The sequence below is a fragment of the Streptomyces akebiae genome, assembly GCF_019599145.1.
Taxonomy (GTDB): Bacteria; Actinomycetota; Actinomycetes; order Streptomycetales; family Streptomycetaceae; genus Streptomyces; species Streptomyces akebiae.
Map to the genome: position 1 here is coordinate 548,865 of NZ_CP080647.1, position 23,206 is coordinate 572,070.

Annotated in this window: 14 protein-coding genes; 6 read left to right on the top strand and 8 right to left on the bottom strand. The window is 72.3% G+C overall.

The window, feature by feature from the left end; genetic code table 11:
• Positions 1-104 precede the first annotated feature (104 nt).
• Positions 105-2,249, top strand: a complete 2,145-nt coding sequence (locus K1J60_RS02400; RefSeq protein ID WP_220644679.1) for a SpoIIE family protein phosphatase — start codon at positions 105-107, stop codon at positions 2,247-2,249.
• Between the two features lie 164 nt (positions 2,250-2,413).
• Here K1J60_RS02400 and K1J60_RS02405 read toward each other — a convergent pair whose 3' ends face one another.
• Positions 2,414-3,802: a S1 family peptidase gene (locus tag K1J60_RS02405; RefSeq protein WP_259407523.1), complete on the bottom strand. Its 1,389-nt coding sequence runs from the start codon at positions 3,800-3,802 to the stop codon at positions 2,414-2,416.
• A 708-nt stretch (positions 3,803-4,510) separates the two neighbouring features.
• On the opposite strand from K1J60_RS02405, the gene K1J60_RS02410 reads away from it, so the two are divergent.
• The 4 genes from K1J60_RS02410 to K1J60_RS02425 all read left to right on the top strand — a co-directional run bounded on the left by K1J60_RS02410 (position 4,511) and on the right by K1J60_RS02425 (position 10,761).
• The gene (locus K1J60_RS02410) at positions 4,511-4,726 is read left to right on the top strand and encodes a hypothetical protein (RefSeq protein WP_033528587.1); all 216 of its coding nucleotides are present in this window, start codon (positions 4,511-4,513) and stop codon (positions 4,724-4,726) included.
• Between the two features lie 146 nt (positions 4,727-4,872).
• Positions 4,873-5,679, top strand: a complete 807-nt coding sequence (locus K1J60_RS02415) for an HlyD family efflux transporter periplasmic adaptor subunit (protein ID WP_220644680.1) — start codon at positions 4,873-4,875, stop codon at positions 5,677-5,679.
• A gap of 68 nt (positions 5,680-5,747) precedes the next feature.
• Entirely contained in the window at positions 5,748-7,913 is a 2,166-nt protein-coding gene (locus K1J60_RS02420; RefSeq protein ID WP_259408218.1) for an NHLP family bacteriocin export ABC transporter peptidase/permease/ATPase subunit, read from the top strand.
• 1 nt (position 7,914) lies between these two features.
• Positions 7,915-10,761, top strand: a complete 2,847-nt coding sequence (locus K1J60_RS02425) for an NHLP bacteriocin export ABC transporter permease/ATPase subunit (RefSeq protein WP_220644682.1) — start codon at positions 7,915-7,917, stop codon at positions 10,759-10,761.
• A gap of 45 nt (positions 10,762-10,806) precedes the next feature.
• Here the strand turns inward: K1J60_RS02425 and K1J60_RS02430 are convergent, their stop codons facing one another.
• Genes K1J60_RS02430 through K1J60_RS02440 form a run of 3 tightly spaced genes read right to left on the bottom strand, consistent with a single transcriptional unit; the run spans position 10,807 to position 14,462 of the window.
• Positions 10,807-11,460: a DUF6338 family protein gene (locus K1J60_RS02430; protein WP_220644683.1), complete on the bottom strand. Its 654-nt coding sequence runs from the start codon at positions 11,458-11,460 to the stop codon at positions 10,807-10,809.
• 6 nt (positions 11,461-11,466) lie between these two features.
• Entirely contained in the window at positions 11,467-11,700 is a 234-nt protein-coding gene (locus K1J60_RS02435; protein WP_220644684.1) for a hypothetical protein, read from the bottom strand.
• A 53-nt stretch (positions 11,701-11,753) separates the two neighbouring features.
• Entirely contained in the window at positions 11,754-14,462 is a 2,709-nt protein-coding gene (locus tag K1J60_RS02440; RefSeq protein WP_220644685.1) for a CHAT domain-containing protein, read from the bottom strand.
• On the opposite strand from K1J60_RS02440, the gene K1J60_RS02445 reads away from it, so the two are divergent.
• Positions 14,461-17,511: an AAA family ATPase gene (locus K1J60_RS02445; protein ID WP_259407524.1), complete on the top strand. Its 3,051-nt coding sequence runs from the start codon at positions 14,461-14,463 to the stop codon at positions 17,509-17,511. The genes K1J60_RS02440 and K1J60_RS02445 overlap by 2 nt on opposite strands.
• Before the next feature lie 348 nt (positions 17,512-17,859).
• Here the strand turns inward: K1J60_RS02445 and K1J60_RS02450 are convergent, their stop codons facing one another.
• From K1J60_RS02450 to K1J60_RS02465, 4 genes are all read right to left on the bottom strand, one after another.
• Positions 17,860-19,185, bottom strand: coding sequence for an MDR family MFS transporter (locus K1J60_RS02450; protein WP_220644687.1), 1,326 nt, complete (start codon positions 19,183-19,185; stop codon positions 17,860-17,862).
• Positions 19,182-20,651, bottom strand: coding sequence for an ABC transporter permease subunit (locus K1J60_RS02455; protein WP_220651234.1), 1,470 nt, complete (start codon positions 20,649-20,651; stop codon positions 19,182-19,184). The genes K1J60_RS02450 and K1J60_RS02455 overlap by 4 nt, the downstream gene beginning before the upstream one ends.
• A gap of 299 nt (positions 20,652-20,950) precedes the next feature.
• Positions 20,951-22,444, bottom strand: coding sequence for an ABC transporter substrate-binding protein (locus K1J60_RS02460; RefSeq protein WP_220644688.1), 1,494 nt, complete (start codon positions 22,442-22,444; stop codon positions 20,951-20,953).
• A 69-nt stretch (positions 22,445-22,513) separates the two neighbouring features.
• Positions 22,514-23,068, bottom strand: a complete 555-nt coding sequence (locus K1J60_RS02465) for a GNAT family N-acetyltransferase (RefSeq protein WP_259407525.1) — start codon at positions 23,066-23,068, stop codon at positions 22,514-22,516.
• Positions 23,069-23,206 lie beyond the last annotated feature (138 nt).

A 23,206-nucleotide genomic window follows, 5' to 3' on the forward strand; every position in this document is an offset into this window, starting at 1 on the left:
ACAGCGGTGTGTCCGCGGCGCGGCTCTCGCCGTGCGCGGTCGGCCCCCAGGGGGGAGCCTTGACCCTGGGGTCTGTCGCACGGTCGTGCGAGGAGGTGGTCGGCATGTCCGACGTCCACGTGTCCGGAGCGCGGACGACCGTCGAGACGGGCCGCGTCGGCCATCCTCTGCTGTCGCTGGCGCTGGCCGCGATGATGGACGACGTCCAGGCCCACTCCGGCGCGGTGTATCTGCTGACACCGGACGAGCCGGTGCTGGAGATGGCGGTCATGGCGGGGCTGCCGAGGTCGTTCGCCGCGCCCTGGGAACGGGTGGGACTGAACTCGCCGATACCGGTCTCCGAGGCCGTGCGGGGGCGGCGCCTGGTGTGGGTCAACGGCGAGGAGCAGATGGCTCGCCGCTATCCCCGGATCGCCGTGGTCCTGCCCTACCCGTTCGCCCTGGCCGCGCTGCCGGTGGCGACCCGCGACACCATCTACGGCGCCGTCTTCCTGACCTGGCCCGGCTCCCACCCGCCGGAGCTCAGCGAGCGCGAACGGGACCAGCTGACCTCGGCCTGCGACCGGCTCGCGATGCGGCTGCGGCGCGCCGAGGACGAGGGCCGTCCGGTGCTGCCGGAACCGGACCTGTCGGCGCCCTCGACGACCACGGTCGCGGGCACGCTCGGCACGGTGGAGGCCGCGCGGATGGTGGCGCGGCTGCCGTACGGGATGTGCGCGCTCGATCTGCACGGGCGGATCACCTTCGCCAACGCGGCCACGGCCGAACTGCTCGGCATCCCGGTGAGCGGTCTGCTGGGCACCCAGCTGTGGGTGTCCGTGCCGTGGCTCAACGATCCCGCGTACGAGGACCGGTACCGGGCGGCCCTGATGAGCCAGCACGTGACCTCGTTCGTGGCGCTGAGACCGCCGAGCGACTGGCTGTCCTTCCGGCTGTACCCGGGGAGCAACGGCCTGAGCGTACGGATCTCCCGGGCCCGCGCGGTCGCCGAGGCCGAGCACGCGTCGCGGGAGGAGGACCACGGGCCGGGCCGTCTGGTCACCATCCACCACGTGCTGGCGCTGGCGAGCGCGCTCACCGAGGCGGTCGGGGTGCAGGACGTGGTGGACCTGGTCGCCGACGAGATCGCCCCGGCCATCGGCAGCCAGGCCCTGGTGATGCTCGGCTCCCGCGCGGGGCGCCTGCATGTGCTCGGGCACCGCGGCTACGCCGACCCGCACCTCGTGGAACGCTTCGACGGGATGCCGCTCACCGCGGCGATGCCCGGGGCGCACGCGCTGACCACCGGGGTACCCGCGTTCTTCGAGTCCCGGCAGCAGCTGGAGCACCTCTATCCGCTGCGCCAGGAGACCCCGGACGGGCTGGGCGCCTGGGCGTACATCCCGCTGATCGCCTCGGGGCGGCCGGTGGGCACCTGGGTGCTGGGGTACGCGGAGCCGCATCCGTTCCCGGCCGAGGAGCGCGCGGTGCTGACCAGCCTCAGCGGCCTCATCGCCCAGGCGCTGGAGCGGGCGCTGCTGTACGACGCCAAGCACCAGGTGGCACACGGGCTCCAGAAGGCGCTGCTGCCGCACTCGCTGCCCTCCATCCCGGGCATCGAGTCCGCCTCGCGCTATCTGCCCGCCACCCGTGGCATGGACATCGGCGGCGACTTCTTCGACCTGGTCCTCTCCCACGGGAGGGCCTCGGCCGTCATCGGCGACGTGCAGGGGCACAACGTGACGGCGGCGGGGCTGATGGGGCAGATCCGTACGGCGGTGCGCGCGTACACGACCGTCGGGCAGACGCCGGAGGAGGTGATGAGCAGTACCAACCGGCTGCTGATCGACCTGGGTTCGGAACTGTTCGCCAGCTGTCTGTATCTGCGGCTGGACCCGGAGCACGGGACGGCCGTCATGGCGCGGGCCGGGCATCCGCCGCCGTTGCTGCGCCGGCCGGACGGGAAGGTGCGGGTGCTCGACCTCGCGGGTGGTCCGCTGCTGGGGATCGACGCGGCGGCGACGTACCCGACGACGGAGGTGGCGCTGACGGAGGGTTCGGTGCTGGTCCTGTACACGGACGGGCTGATCGAGTCGCCGGGTGTCGACATCGAGGACGCGCTGGCGGATCTCGGGGAGCGATTGTCGTCGGCCGGGGAGCGGCCGCTGGACGCGCTGGCCGACAGTCTGGTGAGGGAGACCGAGGCGGCGGAGGAACGGGCGGACGACGTGGCGCTGCTGCTGCTCCGGGCCACCGGTTCCGCGGGCTGACACCGCCACACGCACATGGGTCCGGCCCTCCCGCCGGAGGGCCGGACCGTGCCACCTGTCGGCCGGAACCGCTGTGGTGGGGCCGACGGGTGGGTCGTGGGGCGACGGCCGGGGTCAGTGGCCGCTGATCCCCGGCCGTCGTCCACGTACTCGGTGGCGTTCGCCTACTGCTGGACGCCCTGCTCCTCGACGCCCTGCTCCTCGACGCCCTGCTCATGCTCCTGGCCCGCTTCACCGGCACCGGCGGCGGCACCCGCGTCACCGGCACCCTCGTCGCCCGCGCCGGCCACGGCACCCTCGTCGCCGGCGCCCGCGGCTGCGGCGCCCTCTTCCTCACCCGCGCCCGCGGCTGCGGCGCCCCCTTCCTCACCGGCACCGGCGGCGGCACCGCCGTCGGCCTCCTCGCCGGCGCCCGCGCCGGCGTCGCCGAGGGTGGCACCCGTGGCCGCGAGGGCGGTGGTGACCGGCTGGAAGAAGGTCTCGCCGCCGACGGTGCAGTCGCCGCTGCCGCCGGAGGTCAGACCGATGGCCTGGCCGTCCTCGGTGAACAGCGAGCCGCCGCTGTCGCCGGGCTCGGCGCAGACGTTGGTCTGGATGAGTCCGGTGACCGTGCCCTCGGGGTAGTTCACCGTGGCTTCGAGGCCGGTGACCTGGCCGTCGGCGAGACCGGTGGTGCTGCCCATGCGGAAGACCTGGAGGCCGACCGCCGCCTCGCCGGCCGCGGTGATGTCGACCGTCTGGCCGTTGCCGAGGTCGACCGTGCTGGCCGCCTGCGTCGCCGGGTCGTTGTAGTCGACCAGGGCGAAGTCGCCGGCGCCCGGGAACGTGGCGGTCGCGGCGTCGACGGTGCCGATCGGCGCGCCGCCCTCCTCCTCGGACCACTCGGCCTCCGCGACACCGCAGTGACCGGCGGTCAGGAAGGCCGGGGCGCCCTCGGCGTTGACGACGTTGAAGCCGGCCGAGCAGCGGGCGCCGCCACCGAAGATGGCGTCGCCGCCCTCCAGGAAGGGCTTGAAGGTACCGGCGGACTTCTTGATGGTCGCCATGTCCGCGCCGAGCGACTTGACCGTCGACTCGATGGTGTCCCAGTTCTCGCCCGTGACCGTGGAGTCGGCGGTGACCTGGAGCTTGTTCGTGCGGGGGTCGATCGCCCAGGCGGTGCCGGGGACGGTGGCCTCCTCCTTCAGCGTGGCCGCGCCCTTCAGCAGTTCGGACCAGCTGTTCTCGACCTCACGGACCTCCGCGCCGGCCTCCTGGGCCTGGATGATCACGTTGTTGTCGTCGCCCTCGATCTGAAGGCCGTCGATGACGTTGATGATGAGGCGCTGTTCGCCCGAGTCGTAGTACGCGCCTGCGAACGCGTCACCGAGCAAGTCCTGCAGCTGGGAGGCGAGATCCGAGGCGTCACTCGCGGCGAGCGTCTTCGGGGCGGCGCCCTTGGCGTCCGTCTGCGACGCCATCGCGTTCGGCAGGATGAGGGCTGCCGCGCCGAGCGCCGCCACGCCGCCTGCGGCTATGAACGCCTTGCGCTTGGTGGCTCGTTTGTGACTCAACTCTTGACCTCCTGGGGACGGGGTCCGTACCGCCGTCCGGCGGGTGAACTGGGGGCGCCTGGTTGCCAGTTGGTACGGATGGTTCCGATGGGGTGTTCAACGCCCCGCGAAAAGATTCCGATCTTCCACTTCGCAAAGCGCGCTACGCCCCCCGTTGGCCTGCCATTTCACGACTTCCCGTCGGCGCGCCCGGTGGGAACCCCGTGACACCGGCGCCCCACCCCCCGCCTCGCCACACTCGGCTACCGCCCGGTGGCGGTCTGTCGACTCCGATGATCGGGAAACCGGCTTCAGGGAATCTCCACACCGAATGCCCAGCGGGGTCACGGTCGCGGGGAGTTCTGCACAGGGGCGAATCGCGCGTCGCGCCTTTGAGGCGGGACTGTCCAATTCGTTTTCACGCAGGCAATCAAGCGCGTATGACGATGCCGCGATCCATGTGAAGAAGCTGGCCCCAAGCCGTGCGCAAGCCTGCACCAATGAACCGTCATGGTCACCAAGTGCGCTGGTGAGAGGCCATGTTGATTGGATGTGCGCGGCGGCGATCTGCTTATATCCATCGCACCGCGGGGGCCGCCGAGCTCTCGGAGACGGGAGCAGCCAGCTCTCCGGATCGAGAAGTGGGCACCCACGTGCGCGGCCGTCGTTCTGTCCCCAGAAGGGGGCCGCTCCCCCCTTGTGAATAGCTATATGAAGGGAAGTTCCAACATGAACTCCACCCCCCAGGTTGAGACCGCCGAGATCTCGGACGCCGCCCTCGACGCCGTCTCCGGTGGCCTCTCGGTCAACGCCGTTGGCACCGTCACCGGCCTGGTGGACGGCATCGCCCCGGTCTCCGGCCTGGTCAACACGGCCGTCGGCACCGTCGAGGGTGTGACCGGCCTGAACACCGCCCCGGTCACGAGCCTGGTCGCCGGTCTCTGATCGAGCCCTGACGCCGCTGAGTCCCGGAACCACCTGACAGGTTCCGGGACTCTCGGGGTGCCCCGGAAGTCCTCGGCTCCTGTGCCGACCGGCCTTCCGCCATCCAGTCTTCTGTCGTCTCCTGTCACGCAGGTGAGGGAAGTCCCGTGCAGTTCCGCCAACAGGCCCTCGCCAAGCTCCAGTCACCGGAGGAACTCGACCTCCCCGTGCGCTTCGCCCGCCCCCAGGGCTGGCTGGTGCTGTCCGTGACGGTGATCGCGATGGCCGCCGCCTCCGTGTGGGCCGTCACGGGGTCCGTCGCCTCCACGGTCGGCGCGCCCGCCGTCCTCACCCACGGGCAGGGCAGTTACGTGCTGCAGAGCCCGGTCGCCGGCCAGGTCACCGCCGTCCTCGCGAAGCAGGGCGAGCGACTGCCCGCCAAGGCCCCCGTCCTGAAGGTCGCCACCACCGACGGCGAGACCGTCGTACGGTCCGTCGCGGCCGGCCGGGTCTCCGCGCTCGCCGCCACGATCGGCCAGATCATCCAGACCGGCGCGAACGTCGCGGCCGTCGAGAAGGTCGCCGACGCCGACGACCCGCTCTACGCGACGGTGTACGTCCCCGCCGAGAACGCGGCCTCGATCCCGAAGGACGCCGAGGTGGACCTGACCGTGCAGTCGGCGCCCACCCAGCGCTACGGCGTGCTGCGCGGCCATGTGAAGAAGGTGGACCGCACCGCGCAGACCCCGCAGTCCATCGGCGCGTTCCTCGGTGACACCCAGCTGGGCGAGCAGTTCACCAAGAAGGGCCGGCCGGTGGCCGTCACCGTACGGCTGGACCGCGCGGCCTCGACCGAGTCGGGCTACAGGTGGTCCTCGCAGGACGGGCCGCCGTTCGAGCTGACCTCCATGACCATGGCCACGGCTTCGATCCGGATGGCCGACGAGCGTCCGATCGATTGGCTGCTTCCGTGACCGCGTCCCAGGACACCGCCCAGCCGCCCACGCACGGCAGACGCAAGGCGGCCCCGTCGAAGCGCCCGGTGCCGAGGGGCAGGCAGAAGACCGTGCGCACGCCGACCGTCCTCCAGATGGAGGCCGTGGAGTGCGGCGCCGCGTCCCTCGCCATGGTGCTCGGCCACTACGGACGGCACATCCCGCTGGAGGAACTGCGCATCGCCTGCGGTGTCTCCCGGGACGGCTCGCGCGCCAGCAACCTGCTGAAGGCGGCCCGCAGTTACGGACTGACCGCCAAGGGCATGCAGATGGACGTGGCCGCCCTCGCCGAGGTGAAGGCACCGGCCGTCCTGTTCTGGGAGTTCAACCACTACGTCGTCTACGACGGCATGGGGCGCCGCTTCGGCCGGCGCGGCGTCCACATCAACGACCCCGGCAAGGGCCGCCGGTTCGTGCCCATGGAGGAGTTCGACTCCAGCTTCACCGGTGTCGTCCTCGTCATGGAGCCCGGCGCCGACTTCGCGAAGGGCGGTCGCAGGCCCGGTGTCCTCGGCGCCATGCCCGCCCGGATGCGCGGCACCGCCGGCACGCTGCCCGCCGCCGTCCTCGCCAGCCTCCTCCTGGTGGCGGTCGGCGCGGCCGTCCCCGCGCTGAGCCGTACCTACATCGACATGTTCCTGATCGGCGGCCAGACCTCCCTGCTGGGCGTGCTGTTCGCGTCGATGGGCGCGTGCGTGCTGCTGACCGTCCTGCTGACCTGGTTGCAGCAGGCCAACCTGCTGCGCGGCCGGCTGATCTCCTCCACCCTCTCCAGCGCCCGCTTCCTGCGGCACCTCCTGCGCCTGCCGGTCACCTTCTTCTCCCAGCGCAGCCCCGCCGACCTCGTCCAGCGGCTGCAGTCCAACGACGCGGTCGCCGAGACCCTGGCCCGGGATCTCGCGGCGGCCGGTGTGGACGCGGTCGTGGTCGTCCTCTACGCCGTGCTCCTCTACACGTACGACCCGCAGCTCACCTTCGTCGGCATCGCGGTGGCGCTGCTGAACGTGGTGGCGATGCGGGTGGTGATCCGGCTGCGCGCGACCCGTACGGCGAAGCTGCGCGCGGACAACGCGCGGCTCACCAACACGGCGTACACCGGACTGCAGCTGATCGAGACGATGAAGGCGACCGGCGGCGAGGAGGGCTACTTCCGCAAGTGGGCCGGGCAGCACGCCACCACGCTGGAGGAACAGCAGCGGCTGGGGGTGCCGAGCGCCTGGCTGGGGGTCGTCGCCCCGACCCTGGCCACGATCAACAGCGCGCTCATCCTGTGGATCGGCGGTATGCGGGCGGTCGAGGGCCATATATCCGTGGGTCTGCTGGTCGCGTTCCAGGCTCTGGTCACCCGGTTCACGGCGCCCCTCACCCGCCTCAACGGGGTGGCGGGCCGTATCCAGGACTTCGCGGCCGACGTGGCCCGGCTGAAGGACGTGGAGAACTTCCGGGCCGACCCGTTGTACGCCCGCCCGGACTCCGCCGAGTCCACGCGTCGGCTCAACGGCCATGTCGAGCTGGAGAACATCACCTTCGGCTACAGCCCTCTCGACAAGCCCCTGCTCACGGGCTTCGACCTCACCGTCGGGCCGGGGCAGCAGGTGGCGCTCGTCGGCGGCTCCGGCAGCGGCAAGTCGACGGTGTCGAGGCTGATCTCGGGCCTCTACACCCCGTGGGAGGGCGTGATCCGCATCGACGGCCGTCGCCTGGAGGACATCCCGAGGGGGGCGCTGGCCGCCTCCGTCTCCTTCGTCGACCAGGAGGTGTTCCTCTTCGAGGGCACCGTCCGCGACAACGTCGCCCTGTGGGATCCCTCGATCCCGGAGGAGGCCGTGGTGGAGGCGCTGCGGGACGCGGCCCTGTACGACGTGGTGACGCGTCGCCCGGGTGGCATCAACAGCAGGGTCGAGCAGGACGGACGCAACTTCTCCGGCGGGCAGCGCCAACGCCTGGAGATCGCGCGGGCGTTGGTCCGCAGGCCCAGCATCCTGGTCCTCGACGAGGTGACCAGCGCGCTGGACGCGGAGACCGAGCTGACCGTCATGGACAACCTGCGCAAGCGCGGCTGCGCCTGTGTGGTGATCGCCCACCGGCTCAGCACGGTCCGCGACAGCGACGAGATCGTCGTCCTGCAGCACGGCACGATCGTGGAGCGCGGCCGGCACGAGGAGCTGGTGGCCCGCGGCGGCGCGTACGCCCAACTCGTCAGGGAGCGATGAGATGACCTCCGTGCACGAGGACCCGAGCGGTCAGGGCGGCTACGACGGCGACCTCGTCCTCGGCGCGCTCGGCGCGATGGGCACATCCCTCGACTGCGCCGGCCACACCCGCCTGGACCTCGAAGGCCCGCAGACGCTGTGGCTGGTGGCCTCCGGTGCCCTGGACCTGTTCGCGGTCGACGCCGTCCAGCAGGGCCACTGGCACCATCTGGGCCGCCTCGAAGCGGGTGCGCTGCTGCTCGGTCCGGTCGCCGGGCCCCAGCACACGCTGGTCGCCCGCCCGCTGCGCGACTGCGTGGTCCGGCGCATCGGCCTGCGTGAGCTGTACCAGCAAGGGGGCACCGAGACCTGGTCGTACGACGAGTGGGGCAACCCGCAGCTCGTACCCCCGCAGACGAGCCCTCTCGAATACGCCCTCGCGCTGGGCGTCGGCCGTGGCCTGTCCATCCTCTTCCAGGCGCCGATGGCCACCGAGCAGGCCGCCGCGCCCACCGACGACGACGTGTTCTGGATGCGGGTGCCGCCCGGCAGTGTCCAGTACGGCTCGCTGTACGGCGCGGAGGCGGCGGCCGATCTGCTGATGGACCCGGGGGTCTGGCAGAGCATGGTCGACCAGCAGTACCGGCTGCTGGCCACGCTGGACCGCTGGATCGAGCAGCTGGAGCGCACCCACGAGGACCGTACGGCCGCCGGGATCAAGGCCGGTGAGGCAGTACGCGCGCAGGCCGACCGCACCCTGCTCGCCTCCATCGGCAAGTCCTCGACGAACCGGCGTACGACGGCCGCCGACGCGGACGCCACGTACGCGGCCTGCGGGCTCGTCGCCCGGGCGGCGGGGATCTCGCTGTCGGAGCCGGCGCAGAGCGGCACCGAGAGCGACCGGCTCGACCCCGTGGAACGCATCGCGCTCGCCTCCCGGGTCCGCGTCCGTGCCGTACGCCTCGCCGGAAGCTGGTGGCGGGAGAACGTCGGGCCGTTGGTCGGGCACCGGGCGCTGTCCGGTGCGCCGGTGGCGCTGCTGTGGCGGCGCGGCGGCTATGTGGCCGTCCAGCCGTCGTCCGGCCGGGAGACACCGATCGAGAAGGCGAACGCGGCCGAGTTCGAGCCGCGTGCCGTGATGTTCTACCGCCCGCTGCCCGAACGGGTACTGAGTCCGCTGCGCCTGATGCGGTTCAGCCTCCACGGGACGAGCGGTGACATGACGGGCCTGCTGCTCAGCGGGCTGGTGACGGTCGTGCTCGGCTCGCTCGTGCCCGTCGCGACGGGCCGGATCCTGGGCGAGTACGTGCCGAAGGCCCAGGAGAACCTGATCGTGCAGGTCTGTCTGGCGATCATGCTCGCGAGTGTGGTGTCGGCGGCGTTCCTGCTGCTGCAGAACCTGACGATCCTCCGTCTGGAGGGCCGTATCGAGGCCACGCTGCAACCGGCGGTCTGGGACCGTCTGTTGCGGCTGCCGACCAAGTTCTTCACCTCGCGTTCCACGGGCGAACTGGCCAGCGCGGCCATGGGCATCAGCGCGATCCGCCGCACCCTGGCAGGCGTCGGCCCGGTGGTCGCCCAGTCGGTGACCGTCGGAGCGGTGAACCTCGCCCTGCTGCTCTGGTACAGCGTCCCGATGGCTCTGGCGGCGATCGGCATGCTGGTCGTCGTGGCGGCGGTGTTCCTCGGCCTCGGTCTGTGGCAGGTCCGCTGGCAGCGCCGTCTGGTGGTGCTGGGCAACAAGCTGAACAACCAGGCCTTCCAGACCCTGCGGGGTCTGCCGAAGCTCCGGGTGGCTGCCGCCGAGAACTACGCCTACGCGGCCTGGGCCGGCGAGTTCGCGCGCAGCCGGGAGCTCCAGCAGAAGGTAGGTGGCATCAAGAACCTCAACACGGTGCTGGGCGCGGTGTATCTCCCCCTGTGCACCCTGCTGATGTTCATGCTGCTGGCGGGCCCGGCACGCGGTTCGATGTCGGCGGCCGAGTTCCTGACCTTCAACACCTCGGTGACGATGCTGCTGACGTCGGTCACCCAGCTGACGGGGGCCTTCGTGTCGGCGGTGGCCGTGCTGCCGCTGTTCGAGGAGATCAAGCCGGTGCTGGAGGCGACGCCGGAGGTCCGCACGGCGAGCACCCGGCCGGGCGTTCTGTCCGGAGCGCTGGAGGCCCGCCGGGTCTCCTTCCGCTATGCGGACGACGGACCGCTCGTGCTGGACGACGTGTCCTTCGCCGTCGAGCCCGGGGAGTTCGTGGCGATCGTCGGCCCGAGCGGCTGCGGGAAGTCGACCCTGCTGCGCCTGCTCATCGGTTTCGACAGGCCGGTCTCCGGGAGCGTCCTGTACGACGGTCAGGACCTCGGCGCCCTGGACCAGTCCGCCGTACGCCGTCAGTGCGGTGTCGTGCTCCAGCACGCACAGCCGTTCACCGGCTCGATCCTGGACGTCATCTGCGGCACCGAGCCGTTCACGCCCGAGGAGGCGATGGCGGCGGCCGCGATGGCGGGCCTGGCGGAGGACATCCAGCGCATGCCGATGGGCCTGCACACCATCGTCCAGGGCAACGGCGCGATCTCGGGCGGGCAGCGGCAACGCCTGATGATCGCCCAGGCGTTGATCCGCCGTCCCCGCATCCTCTTCTTCGACGAGGCCACGAGCGCCCTCGACAACGAGACCCAGCGCACGGTCATCGAGAGCACGCGGGCCCTGAACGCCACACGGATCGTCATCGCCCACCGGCTGTCCACGGTGATGGACGCGGACCGGGTGGTGGTCATGGAGGACGGCAAGGTGGCGGAGGTGGGAGCGCCGGGCGAGCTGCTGGCGAACCCCGCCGGGCGGCTGCACGAGCTGGTGCGCCGCCAGATGGCCTGAGCCGCGCTCGGTGGGTCTCGGAAGGGCTGTGCCGCGGTCCGGCTTTCAGTCTCCCGGGACGCCGTTCACGGGGACCGCGGTGACCTCGATGAGCCGGATGTGCGCGCCGGGGATGACGACGTAGTCCGCTTCCGAGGGCCGCGGGCGGTCCTCGCCGGGGCTCCGGATCGAGATCGGGTGGTGCAGGGCGACGTCACGGTAGTAGGTGTCTCGCTCGTCGGAGACCATGTGTCCGCTGCCGCACACCAGCGTGCCGTCGTCCATCAGCACCTGAACCGCGGGATCGGCCTCGCCACGGCCGGGCTTGAGGAGTTCGGCCCATACGGTGCCGGGCGCGGTGGACCAGCTGCTCGCGCCGCTGCGGCGGCCGCGCAGCTCCCCCAGCACGACACAGACGAGCGTGCTGAGGACGAGGACGAGGACGCCGGACCGCACGAGGTGCCAGGCGTGCGAGCGGGCGTAGGCCGCCGCGGACAGGGCCCCGTCGAGCGTGGCGAGGCCCGGCACGTGCTCGCCGAGGGCCAGGACGCCCGCCGCGGTGGCCAGCGTCGTGAAGGTGCCGACCGTGAACAGTTCGGCGATCTCCCGTGCGGCGCCTGGGCGTTCGCGCAGGCTGTGGCGTTCGTAGCGGACGAGGTAGAGGTAGCCGGGGACGGCCGCGTACAGCAGGGCCGCGAGCCCGGCGAGGCTGGAGGGCATGGACGCTCATTCGGCGGGTGGGGGTGTGGGCGGGGCGGGTGGGGGCGGGGGCGGGGCCGGCGAGGTCGGCGGGGGCGAGGGGCGGGGGCGGTCGGCGGGCCGGTACCGGCTCCTGAGGATGCCCAGGGGGCGGTCCTCGTCCGGTTCCGCGCCCTCGTCCAGAAGATCCCTCAGCGCCTTGGCCTCCTCTTCGGCGGAGAGCGCGGGCGGTGTCGGCTGCGGCTCCGTCTCGTCCGTCATCGTCGTCCTTTCCACTCGATGTCGGGTGTCATCGTCGTCCTCCGGGGCTGTGGTCACCTTGCTCCGTACGCCGTGATGCCGGCCCACTTGTCGGTCTGCTCGGGCGACTCGTCGTCGTCCAGCAGTGCCACCGCCGCCCGTCGGGCGGCTTCCAGCGGAGCGCTGCCGTGGCAGCGGTGGACGATCCACTCGACGCAGTGGTGAATCGCCAGTCTCGACCACATCGGGAAGGGGCTGGCCAGGACGAAGCCCGCTCCCGCCTCGTGGAAGGCGTGGACCAGCGAGTTGGCGACGTCACCGGCCAGTTCGAGGGGGCTCGGCGTCCGGGGCGTCGGCCCGGCGAGTGCCCCGTGCCCGCCGCCGCGGTCGGCCGTGGCGCGCAGGCCCGTGCTGCACGCGGTGAGCAGCACCTCCTGGAAGCACATCCGGCTCATGAGGACTTCGCCTGTCTCGAACATGCCGTCGGTCATCCGTATGCCGGCGCCGAAGGGCGCCCCGGGGTCGGGCAGGCCATGGGTGATGATCTGGAGCACGTCCGTACGGCCGCGCATGGGTGGCCCGGAGTTCAGCAGGCCCCCCAGCGTCGCGACCGTGGCGTGGCGGCCGGTGAAGGGTTCCTCGCGCAGCCGGTCCGCCCCCAGGAACCTGGACAGTTGGCGCACCGCCCGCTGTGCCTCGGGGAGCAGCTCGCCGTCGGGCTGTCGGGTGACGCCCAGCAGCGTGGCACGGACCGGTCCGTCGGGTCTGTGGTCCAGAAGCGGCACACACGAAAGGTTGGGGACGATACCGATGGCTGTTTCTCGGACCACATGGCGGCCGTGGTGGCGCACGACCGTCCAGGGCAGGGTGTGCAGGCGCCCGTGCGGGGACAGCAGGCATGTGCCGCTGTCCGCGATCTCGTCGGCGAAGGCCGGGGGGATCAGGTCGGCGAGACCGATGCCGTGATGGCCCCAGAAGTCCAGGCGTCCGCCTCCTCCCCGGAGTTCGCGCCGATGGGCCTCCAGTGCGGCAAGCGTCTTCTCGTCCAGTCGGCGGACAGCCGTGACGAGCCGGCCGTCCGGTCCGGCCAGCAGGGACAGGATCGCGTCGGGGCGTGCGTACAGGCTCAGGGCCACGCAGCGGCCGGGATTGCTTCCTGGGGCGGCGGTGCCGTAGTCGGCCAGGAAGCGGGTGAGCCGATCCGGGTCGAAGGGCGGGTCGTCCCTGATGAGGTGCCAGCGAGGATCGGTCGCACGGATTCTGGTGAGCAGTTCGGCTCGGTGGGCGCGCAGCCGGTCGGCTTCCTTCGCGGAGCCGTGTCGCTCGGCTTCCGCGATCCGTTCGGTCAGTTCGGCGAACGCGGCGCGGTCGGGTCCGTTCCGTGCCTCCTGCTCGGTGGTTTCGGCCACCGCGTCCGGTGTGCTCAGCGCGTCCGAGCGGGCCAGCGACAACCGCGCCGAAAAGGCGCGGGCCTTGAGCAGATCGGTGACGACGGCGCACAGCCGTGCGTCGCCCGTCTCCTCGGCGAAGGCCAGCGCCTCGTCGAGCAGCGGCCGCCGGAAGCGCAGATGCAGTGTGTCGAAGCGGTGCCCGAGCGGCACGCGCAGCACCCGGTCGAGGGCGAGGGCCATCTCGTGATAGGCGCGCGCCGCACCGGCCCGATCCTCGCGGTCGCGGTGGGTCCGGGCGCGCTCGGCGTGCAGACCGGCCTCGAGAGAGTCGTCGGGATGGTCGGCCGTGCGGCGCGTCCCCAGGTCGCACCAGTGCAGCGCCTGTTCCCACCACCTGTCCGCCTTCGACAGCCGGGCCGCCTCGGCACGCATACGGCAGTATGCCGCGCCGCGCACCACCCGCAGATGTGCCCGCATCGAACTCCGGTCCTCGACGTGGGCGTCCTCGAACAGCGGGGCGGCCAGATCCAGGCGTCGGTATGCCTCGGCCACCGCGCCGCGGTCGAGCGCGCAACGGGCCAGCTGCAGCAGTCCCGCTTCCGGCAGACCGGACGCCGTGTACAGCGGCATGCCCATCAGATACGCCCGCTCGGCGGCCTCCGGCCGGCCGGTGTCCCGTAGCGCGCCCGCTTTCACATCCAGCAGCCGGAAGTAGACGGTGGACGCCTGAAGCAGCCGGGCGACCGTCGCCCGCCCGGCGTCACCGCCCGCGAGGTGGGCCGCGAGGGGCCTCATCGCTGCGGGGTCGCTCTCGTCGATCGGCCCGTCCGGGAGGACGGCCGCGAGTTCCTTCTCCAGCGGTACCAGCACCTCCAGGGCGGTTTCGGCGTCGTACAGCCGATGCAATGTCTCGGCCCGCAGCACCCGCAGGTCGCCGTAGGGGGTGGCCGTTGTGCCGTGCAGCGACCGGGAAGGCTCGTGGGGCAGGCGGGTGGCCTGGTCCACGAGCGCCAGGGCCTCGGTGAGCCGGCCCTCCTGAAGCTCGTACTGGGCCTTGCCCGCCAGGAAGTTGCGAAGCTGGTCCGCAGTCGCGTGGGGCGTGAACTCCTCGGCCTCCGCCCAATGCCCCTTGACCTGCCGGTACGTACGGGCTCGGCCTGGATGGGTGGTCAGCTCGCGGCCGTAGGCGTCCAGCAGAACACCGGCGACGTCGGACGCCTTCACCGGACCCGGTACGGCACCGCCGGGCCCGTCCAGCACCGCCAGGATCCGTCGCCCGAGGCCGGTCAGCTGCTGGAAGAGCCGTCCGGTCGGCCGTCCCGCGTCAGCCGTCTGCCAGTACCGCGCCCCCAACTCGAAGAAGTGTCCGGCCAGGTCGTGGAGTTCCACCATGCGCCCCCGAAATCCCCCTGTGTGTCCCCGATCCCGCTCCCGATCCCGTCGACCGCGAAGGCCACCCGCGTCTGCCGAGTCCCCGTGGCGCGGTGTGCCCCGCACGGACGAGCGGGATGCGATACCACCGTGCCGGGTTCGAGGGCTGCGTAAATCGGGATGTTCCCTAGTTCCTGCGGAAGTGGCTGGGGATCAGCCAGAATCGTCACACGGTGTAGTTGCATCGCCACTGATCGGTGGTCATTTCTCGGGGGCTCGGGTGACGTTTGGACCTGGACGATGTGGGCTGCTGTCGCGTGCGGAGGAGCAGGCGCGGGTACGACAGCTCCTCGCGGATGCCCGACGGGGGCGAAGTGGGGTTCTCGTGCTGCACGGCGAGCCGGGAATCGGGAAGAGCGCCCTGCTGGAGAAGGCGGTGGCGGAAGCCGCAGGGATGACGGTGCTGCGGGCCACGGCAATCGAGATGGAGGCCGAACTCGCCTTCGCCGGGCTCGGTGAACTGGTGCGTCCCGTGGAGCAATCGATCGGCCGACTGCCGTCGGCCCAGGCGCGTGCTCTGCGTACCGCCCTGTCACTGGAGGAAGGACGGATTCCGGACGGGCTGACGTTAGGGGCGGCCACGCTGACTCTGCTCACGGATGCCGCAGCCACGACACCTGTACTGGTCGCCGTGGACGACGCGCACTGGATGGACGAGGCCAGCACCCGCGCGCTGCTCTTCGCTTTCCGGCGCTTGCAGGCCGAGGCGGTGGCCGTGCTGGTCACGGCACGCGACGGCGAGGGGTGCCCGTTCATCGAGGCCGGCCTGCCGGCGCTGGCTCTCACCGGTCTCGACCGGGCGGCAGCCGCCACGCTGGTGCGAGGCGTCGCCGACATACCCGCCGACAGCGAGCCGTTCAGACGGCTCTACCGGGAGACCGCGGGCAACCCGCTGGCCCTGTTGGAGGCAGCGTCCGCTCTGCGCGATTCCGTATGGGGCGTACAGCCACCGGAAGGGCCCCTGCCGGTGGGTCCACGGCTGACGGCCGCCTATTCCGCCCGGTTGGCCGCCCTGCCGGAGGCCAGTCGTCGCGCGCTGACGGTTGCGGCGGCCGGATACACCGAGGAGGCCTCGGTCCTGGTCGCGGCGCTTCGCCAGCTGTCCCTGGACGGCGAGGCCCTATCGGCGCCAGAGGCCGCGAACGTCATCGACCGGTCCGGCAACAAGGTGAGGTTCGCGCATCCGCTGCTGCGCGCCGCCGCGTACCACATGGCGGGCGGCCAGCAGCGACGAGAAGCCCACCGTGCCCTGGCCGGGGCACTCGCCGACCGGGAGGGCCCGGTGGACCGTGACCAACGCAGCTGGCATCTCGCCGCCGCGGCCGCCGAGCCGGATCCGACCACGGCGTCGGCGCTGGCCGATACCGCCGGGCGGGCCCGCGACCGGGGCGCCCTGCCCGCGGCCGTACGCGCCTACGAGCGTGCGGCTGATCTCTCGCCTCTCCCGGTCGACCGGGCCCGCTACCTGCTGGCGGCGGCAGAGGTGGCACAGCTCGCCGGCCAGGGGGACCGGGCGTTGACTCTGGCAGAGGCGGCGACGAGCGCCAGCGATGACGCGGCGGTGCGGGCCGGGGCGACCGGGCTGCGCAGTCAGATGCTGCTCGTACGCCAGCCACCACGACGTGTCCACGACCAGCTGGTCGACATGGCGGTCCCGCTCGACGCGGTACAAGCGGTCCCCTTGTTGGTCGCCGCCGCGGGTGCGGCATGTATGGGCGGCGCGATCGTCCAGGCGCGGGCGACCGCGGATCGGGCCTCCGCGCTGGCCTGCCGTGGGGAGGCCCCGGTCTTTGATCATTCCGCGGCTCTGATGCGGGCGCACACGATGATGCTCGCCGGCGAACGCCGCGCGGCCGCCGCCGTGTTCGACTCCTGCGACGAATTCCTCGCCGCGACCGACCCGCTCTCCATCGGCGTCGAGGTGACCAGCTTCTCGGCGATGGACCTCATGTGGCTGGAGCGGTTCGCCACCGCGAGAACGCTACTGGAACGAGCTGTCCGGTGCGCACGCAGGATGGGGGCCACCGAGCGGCTCGTTCCCTACCTGACCGTCCTGGCCGACACCCAACTGCGCACCGGCCGCTGGGACGACGCCTACGCCCTGGCAAGCGAAGGAGCCGCCCTGGCCGCCGAGATCGGACAGCCGGTGCTACGGGCCTATGCGATCTCCACATCGGCCCGGATCGAGGCCGCCCGCGGACGCGACGCCGAGTGCGCCGAGCATGCCCGTCAGTTCCGAGGACTCGTCGAGGGCCGGGGCGCGGAGCTGGTCAGCCCCTACATCGACAGCGCACTCGGTCTCCTCGATCTGGGCAACGGCAAGAACTCCGAAGCCGCGGCCCGCCTGAACGACCTCCAGCAGCGGGTGGCCGCTTCGGGGCTGAGGGAACCGACCGTGTTGCAGCACCAGCCCGACCTGATCGAAGCCTGCCTGGCTGCGGACGACCGCTCCGGCGCTCAAGCGGCGCTGGACGACCTCATGGAGCAGGTCGGGCCGGCGCCTTCCGTATGGGGACTCGCGGTGAGCGCACGGTGCCGGGGGCTCGTCGAAGCCGACGAGGATGCCTACCTGGAGGCTCTGCGACACCACGAGCGGCTGCCGGACCCCTTCGCCAAGGCCCGCACCGAGCTCGCTTACGGACGCTTTCTGCGCAGGAGAAGGAAGCGCGGTGCCGCCCGTCGTCCGCTCACCGCCGCCCGACAGGTCTTCGAGCGCCTCTGCGCCGATCCATGGATCGCGCTCGCCGAACGGGAACTCCGAGCGGCCGGATTCGAGACGCCCACCCGTCGCGGCCGGGAACCGGTCGCGCTGACGGAACGAGAGACGCAGGTCGCGGTCCTCGTCGCCAAGGGGCACACCAACCGCGAGGTGGCCGCGGCGCTGTTCCTGTCGGACAAGACGGTCGAGTACCACCTCAACCACATCTACGCCAAACTCCGCGTTCGGTCCCGAGTCGAACTCGCCGGCCGTCTGGCCGTCGACACGGACCTTCCCGCGCGCACGCCCTAGGGAGATCCCCGGTGTGTGCCGTGCCGCTGCCCCATAGCGTGCACAGCACAACGGGCTCCACCTATGTGCGAGCCAGGCGCCGCTCGGGGGAAGGACCACGATCAGGTGCGCAATTTCATCATCTTCGTTGAATTTCTGGCGGCGATCATCTTTCTGCTGACCTTGGTGTCGACATGCACGGCTCCGGATTCTCCTCCAGCCACCCCCTACCCGCCCCACCAGGTGCCTGCGCCGCCTCCGCCGCCTTGCTGCGATGCCGTCAGCTGCTGGTGCCCACCGTGACACAGAGCCGGTCCGGGTGGCGGGGCCGTGCGAGTCGGCCGGTGACGGACCGTGCCCTGGCTCCGCTCACGCCCGCACCACGCCGCGCGGGATCAGCGTGATCGCGGCGAGCGTGATCGCGGCGGGCACCAGCCAGGGCACGGCGGCGGGCAACCCCGTGTCCAGCAGGGAGCCCGTGCCCGCGCTCCCGACCAGGACGATCAGGCCGGAGACGGAGGACATCGCCCCGGTGTAGAGGCCGAGCCGGCCCTCGGCGGCGAGGTCGGGCACCCAGGCACGAGCCGCCGGAGCCACCAGCATCTGCCCCAGCGTCAGCAGCACCACGAACCCGGCGGCGGGCAACAGCCCCGCGTTCCCGGTCCACTCGGCGGGCCGGGCCCCGCCCACCACCCCGAACCCGGCGGCTATCAGAAGCAGCCCACCCGCCATGGACCGCCGCAGGTCGAGCCGACCGGCCGCCCACCGCGTCACCGGCAGCTGCGCCGCCACGACCAGCAGCGACGACAGCCCGAACAGCCAGGCCAGCGCCGCCTGCGATCCCGTGGCCCGCTCCACCTCGTCGGGAAGGAGCAGATACAGCTGGTTGTAGGCCAGCAGGTAGGCGCCGTACGCGCAGCACAGCGCCAGGAACCGCCGGTTGCGCAGCAGCCCGCCGAGGCCGCCGCGCACCTCGACCCGCGCCCGCCCCGGAATGTGCTGCGGCAGCAGCAGGAAATGCCCGGCGAGAACGAGGACGAAGACCCCGGCGCCCGCGAGGCAGACCACCTGGTAGTCGACGGCCAGCAGCAACGCCCCGATGAGCGGTCCGACGAAGGCCCCGGCCTGCCCCGCCACCGTGAACAGCGCGAGCACGCTCGTACGGGGCCCGCCGCCCGACTCCTCCCACACCACCGCCTGCCGGGCCACTTCGGACTCGACGGCCGGGGAGAACAGCGCGGCGGCGAAACCGATCAGCAGGACCGACCCGATGACGGACCAGTCCTCGTCCGCGTACCCGAGCCACGCGAACCCGGCGATCCGCAGTACGCACCCGGCCAGCACCACGGGCCGTACGCCGTACCGGTCGGCCAGCGCACCGCCGACCACGAACAGCCCCTGCTGACTGAAGGTGCGCAGTCCGAGCACGAAGCCGACCATCCAGCCGGCCATGCCGATCGCCGTGCCGAGGTGCTCGGCGAGGAACGGCAGCACCGCGAAGAAGCCGACGTTGAAGGCGAGTTGGGTGAGGATCAGCAGCCGCAGGAGGGGGTTGAGCCTCGCCCACGTACCGCGCCGCGACACCTTGGCGGCCGCGCCGTCGGCCGCCTCGCGTGTTCCTTCCTCCCTCTTCGTCCTCTCTCCGGTCGTTCGCCCCGCGGGCGTCGCCGGCGGGTGGTGTTCGGGCTCGGTCATCCGGTCTCTCCGACGGTGGGGGCGGCGGTGGGCTCAGGTCGGCGTACGGCCCCGGCGGGCGGACGGCGCGGCCACCGCACCCCGCCCGCCGCCGTCACCGCGAGCGCGCCGAGGAGGGCGAGCGCGGCGGCGGGGGCGAGGACGGCCCAGGGGGCGCGTTCGGCGTAGGGCTGGTTCTCGGCGAGGAGGAGGCCCCATTCCGGGTCCGGCGGCTGCGCGCCGAGGCCGAGGAAGCCCAGGGAGGTCAGGGCGAGGGCCACGCCGGGCAGCCGCAGGAGGGCGTGGCGGGCGACGGGGGGCAGCACGGCGGGCAGCAGTTCGCGGCGGAGCAGATACGCGTCGTCCGCGCCCAGCCCCTTCGTGGCCGTGATGTGGGTCGTGGCCCGCTCCTGTTCGAGCAGGGCCGTGGTGTGCGCGGCCAGCGGTACCCAGGCGACGGCGGCCACGGCCAGCGCGGGTGTCGCCGCTCCGCCGCCCGCCACGCCGGCGACGAGGAGACCCGCGAGGACCGCGGGCACGGCGTTGACGGTGTCGACGAGGGGCCCGGAGAAGCGGGGCAGCAGCCCGAGCAGCACGCCCGTCAGCAGCGCGGCGGCGCTGATCGCGACGGCCAGGGCGAGGGTGGTGAAGGCGCCGTGACCGATGCGGGCGAGGAGATCGCGTCCGAGTGCGTCGGTGCCCAACGGGTGGGACCAGGACGGGGGTTGGAGCCGGGCCCCGGTGTCGAGGGCCAGTGGGTCGCGGGCCAGACCGAGTGCGACGACCGTCAGCAGGAGGGCGCCGTGCAGCAGGGGGGCGCGGCTCGGGGCCGGTGGCACGGGGCGGTGCAGGGAGTGGAGCGCGCCGTCGCGGAGGGCGGTGCCGATGAGGAGGCGGGCGGCGAGGCGGGCGAGAGCGCCGACGCCGGCGGCCAGCAGGACGAGGGCGAGGGTGCCGGCCTGGAGGACGGGGAGGTCCTGGGCGAGGGCGACCTGGAGGGTGGTGCGGCCGAGGCCGGGGATGTCGAAGACCTGCTCGACGGTGACGGCACCGCCGGTGAGGCCGACCACGAACAGGCCCAGGTTCGGCAGCAGTCCGGGTATGCAGCGGCGTACGGCGTGGCGGGCGGTGGCCCGCCCGGGTATGCCTCGTGCGGCGGCGGCCAGCGCCCAGGGTTCGGCGAAGGCGCCGGGCAGCAGGTCGCCGAGCATCCGGCCGAGCAGGGCGCCGGCGGGCAGGCCCAGGGCGAGGGCGGGCAGCACCGTCCACTGCGGCCCGTACCAGCCGAGCGCGGGCAGCCAGCCGAGGTGGACCCCGACGACGACGGCGAGGACGGAGGCGGTGAGGAACTCGGGCAGCGCGGCGAGCATCGCGGCACCGCTGCCGCCGCCTCGGCGGTCGTCGAGGCGGCGGTGCGCGCCGAGCCACAGGGTGCGGGCGCAGACCGCCGCGGCCGTGGCCGCCGCGACGACGAGCGCGGCGGTCATCAGCAGCAGGGAGACACCGAGGGCCTGGACGACGGACGGGGTGACCTCGGCGCCGGAGATCCATGACCGGCCCGCGTCTCCGCGCGCCAGGCCGCCGAACCACTCCCCCAGGAGTCTCAAGGGGCCCGCGTCGAGGCCGAGTTCGTCGCGTACGGCCGCCAGGACCTCGGGCGTCGGGTCGCGTTCGGCCGAGCGTGCCTTGAGGACGGTGAGCGCCGGGTCGGTGCGCGACAGCCACGGCAGCAGGCCGATGCCGCACAGCAGACCGGCGGCGAGCAGGGCCCGCCAGAGTGCCCGTATCAGCGCCGGGTCCCCGTTCCGACCAGCGTGCGCTCGTACGGGTCGAGGATCACGCCCCGCACCGAGTCGCCGACGCCGGTGATGATCCGCTGGTGGACGAGCGGGACGGCCGCGTCGGTGGCGAGGATCGCGGCCTCGGCGTTCATGGCCGCCTGCTGCCGCTTCGCGGTGTCGGCTTCCTTCTCGGCGGCGGCGACGGCCCGGTCGACCTTCTTGTCGCAGAGCAGGGCGAGGTTGTAGCTGCCGTCGCAGGTGAAGTCGCTGGCCAGGATGGAGACGGGGTCGCCGGTGTCGAGCAGGGAGTTGCGGGCCCCGACGAACGCGTCGAACTTGCCGGCGAGGGCGTCGCTCTCCAGCCGCGAGTACTCGCGGACCTCCAGTTTCACCTCGAACCCGGCCTCCCTGAGCTGCTGTTGCAGCACCTGGGCGACCTCGGGCAGTTCGGGACGGTTGTCGTACGTGGCGATGGTCACGGAGGTGCCGTCGGGGTCGGCGGCCTCGGCGCGGCCGGCCGGTTCGACGCGCTTGCCGGCGGCCCAGGTCACGGCGGGGCCGAAGAGGCCGACGCCGGCGTCAGCGTGGCCCTCGTAGACGTCCTGGGCGAGGACGGAGCCGTCGACGGCCTCGCGGGCGGCGGCCCGTAGCTTCGGGTCCTTGAAGGCGCCGGACTCCGTGTTGAGGAGAAGGCTGGTGGTGCGGGTGGTGGCCGTCTCGCGGCGGGTGCCCTTGTCGAGGGTGGCGGCCTGCGACACGGGGACGGCCTCGGCCAGGTCGACCTGGCCGGTGCGCAGCGCGTTGGTGCGGGCGGAGCCGTCGGCGATGAACCTGGCGTCGATGCCGCTCGCCTGGGCACGACCGTCCCAGTACGCGTCGAAGCGGTCCAGGGTGGCCCCGGTGGTGCCCGTGACCTCGGTGATCTCGAAGGGGCCCGTGGCCGTGCCGACCGGGTTCACGCGCTCGGCGCGGTAGGCCTTGGCGGACAGGATCGCGAAGCCGGGGCTGCTGAGCCGCAACGGCAGGGCGGGGTCCGGTTCCTCGGTGGTGACGCGCACCCGGCGGTCGCCGTCGGCCTTCGCCGTGAGCGCGGTGCCGGAGAGCGCGGCGGTGACCGGCTCGGCCTCGGTGGCCCGGGTGAGGGCCGCGGCGACGGCGGCAGGGGTGAGCTCGGTGCCGTCCTGGAAGGTGGCCTCACGCAGGGTGAAGAGCCAGTTCCGGTCGTTCTCACGGGTCCAGGACTCGGCGAGCGCGGGGGCCGCGACGCCGTTGGCGTCCAGTTTGGTGAGTCCTTCGGTGACGCCGAGCCGGCTGAGGAGGGTGGCGTCGGCGCCGTACGGCGAGAGGTTCTCGGCGGGCGGGAAGGCGAGGGCCACCCGCAGCCGGGAGCCGTCGCCGGAGGCGTCGTCGGTCGTCCCCCCGCCCGAGGCGAAGCAACCGGTCAGCAGGGGGGCGAGGAGCAGGCCGGCGACGGCGCGACGGCGGCGGGGAGAGCGCATGGTCCTTGGTTCTCTGTGGGGGACGGGCGGCGGGGCGGAGCGCGAACGCAGACTACATGAGAATGATTTTCATCTAACCGGCGAAGGGGTCGCGGCCACGGGCACCGGGACCTCGAAGTGCACCACCCGTTCCCCGGTCGTCTCGCGCTCGTCGCACACGGCCACACCCTGCGAACGCCAGAAGTCCTCGGCGCCGGGCACCCCGGGGTCGGTGTGCAGGTACACGGAGCGGTAACCACCGTCGGCCGCCGCGAAGTCCAGCAGCGCGGCGACCAGCCGCCGGGCCAGCCCGCGCCGCCGATGCTCGGCGTGGACGTACACGCGGCGCAGCTGGGCGGTCTCCCCGGAGGGGTAACGTTCAGCCAGCCAACGGGGGTTGGGCGGATGGGCGGGACCCCGGGAGTCCAGCGCGCCCGTGGCGACGACCGCGCCGTCCCGCTCGTCGACCGCCACCAGGAGCACATGGCGCTCCGGGGCGACGTACGCGCCCCGGAGATCGATGATGTCGCCGTGCCAGCGCGGCACATAGCCCGTGCCGAAGTCCCGGTAGACGGTGTCGAGCATCACCGTCCGCGCGCCGTCGAGGTCCTCGGGCCCTGCCACCCTGATGTCGTAGTGCTGCACCTGCGCATCATATGCAATAAGCCTGATCATTCCGATCAGGGGTTCGGATCGCGACCCTTCTGCGGGGTGGCACCCCGCGGCGCGCGGTCGGCCTGGATGCGACGGTGTGCCCCCGGTAGCCGTACGGGACACGCGTGT

What these genes read in the sequence shown, in the direction of transcription:
- K1J60_RS02450 (WP_220644687.1), bottom strand. Translation starts at nt 19,185, where the DNA reads ATGACCGAGCCCGAACACCACCCGCCGGCGACGCCCGCGGGGCGAACG.
- K1J60_RS02435 (WP_220644684.1), bottom strand. Translation starts at nt 11,700, where the DNA reads ATGACGGACGAGACGGAGCCGCAGCCGACACCGCCCGCGCTCTCCGCC.
- K1J60_RS02410 (WP_033528587.1), top strand. Translation starts at nt 4,511, where the DNA reads ATGAACTCCACCCCCCAGGTTGAGACCGCCGAGATCTCGGACGCCGCC.
- K1J60_RS02400 (WP_220644679.1), top strand. Translation starts at nt 105, where the DNA reads ATGTCCGACGTCCACGTGTCCGGAGCGCGGACGACCGTCGAGACGGGC.
- K1J60_RS02440 (WP_220644685.1), bottom strand. Translation starts at nt 14,462, where the DNA reads ATGGTGGAACTCCACGACCTGGCCGGACACTTCTTCGAGTTGGGGGCG.
- K1J60_RS02460 (WP_220644688.1), bottom strand. Translation starts at nt 22,444, where the DNA reads ATGCGCTCTCCCCGCCGCCGTCGCGCCGTCGCCGGCCTGCTCCTCGCC.
- K1J60_RS02455 (WP_220651234.1), bottom strand. Translation starts at nt 20,651, where the DNA reads ATGACCGCCGCGCTCGTCGTCGCGGCGGCCACGGCCGCGGCGGTCTGC.
- K1J60_RS02430 (WP_220644683.1), bottom strand. Translation starts at nt 11,460, where the DNA reads ATGCCCTCCAGCCTCGCCGGGCTCGCGGCCCTGCTGTACGCGGCCGTC.
- K1J60_RS02445 (WP_259407524.1), top strand. Translation starts at nt 14,461, where the DNA reads ATGCGCCCCCGAAATCCCCCTGTGTGTCCCCGATCCCGCTCCCGATCC.
- K1J60_RS02425 (WP_220644682.1), top strand. Translation starts at nt 7,915, where the DNA reads ATGACCTCCGTGCACGAGGACCCGAGCGGTCAGGGCGGCTACGACGGC.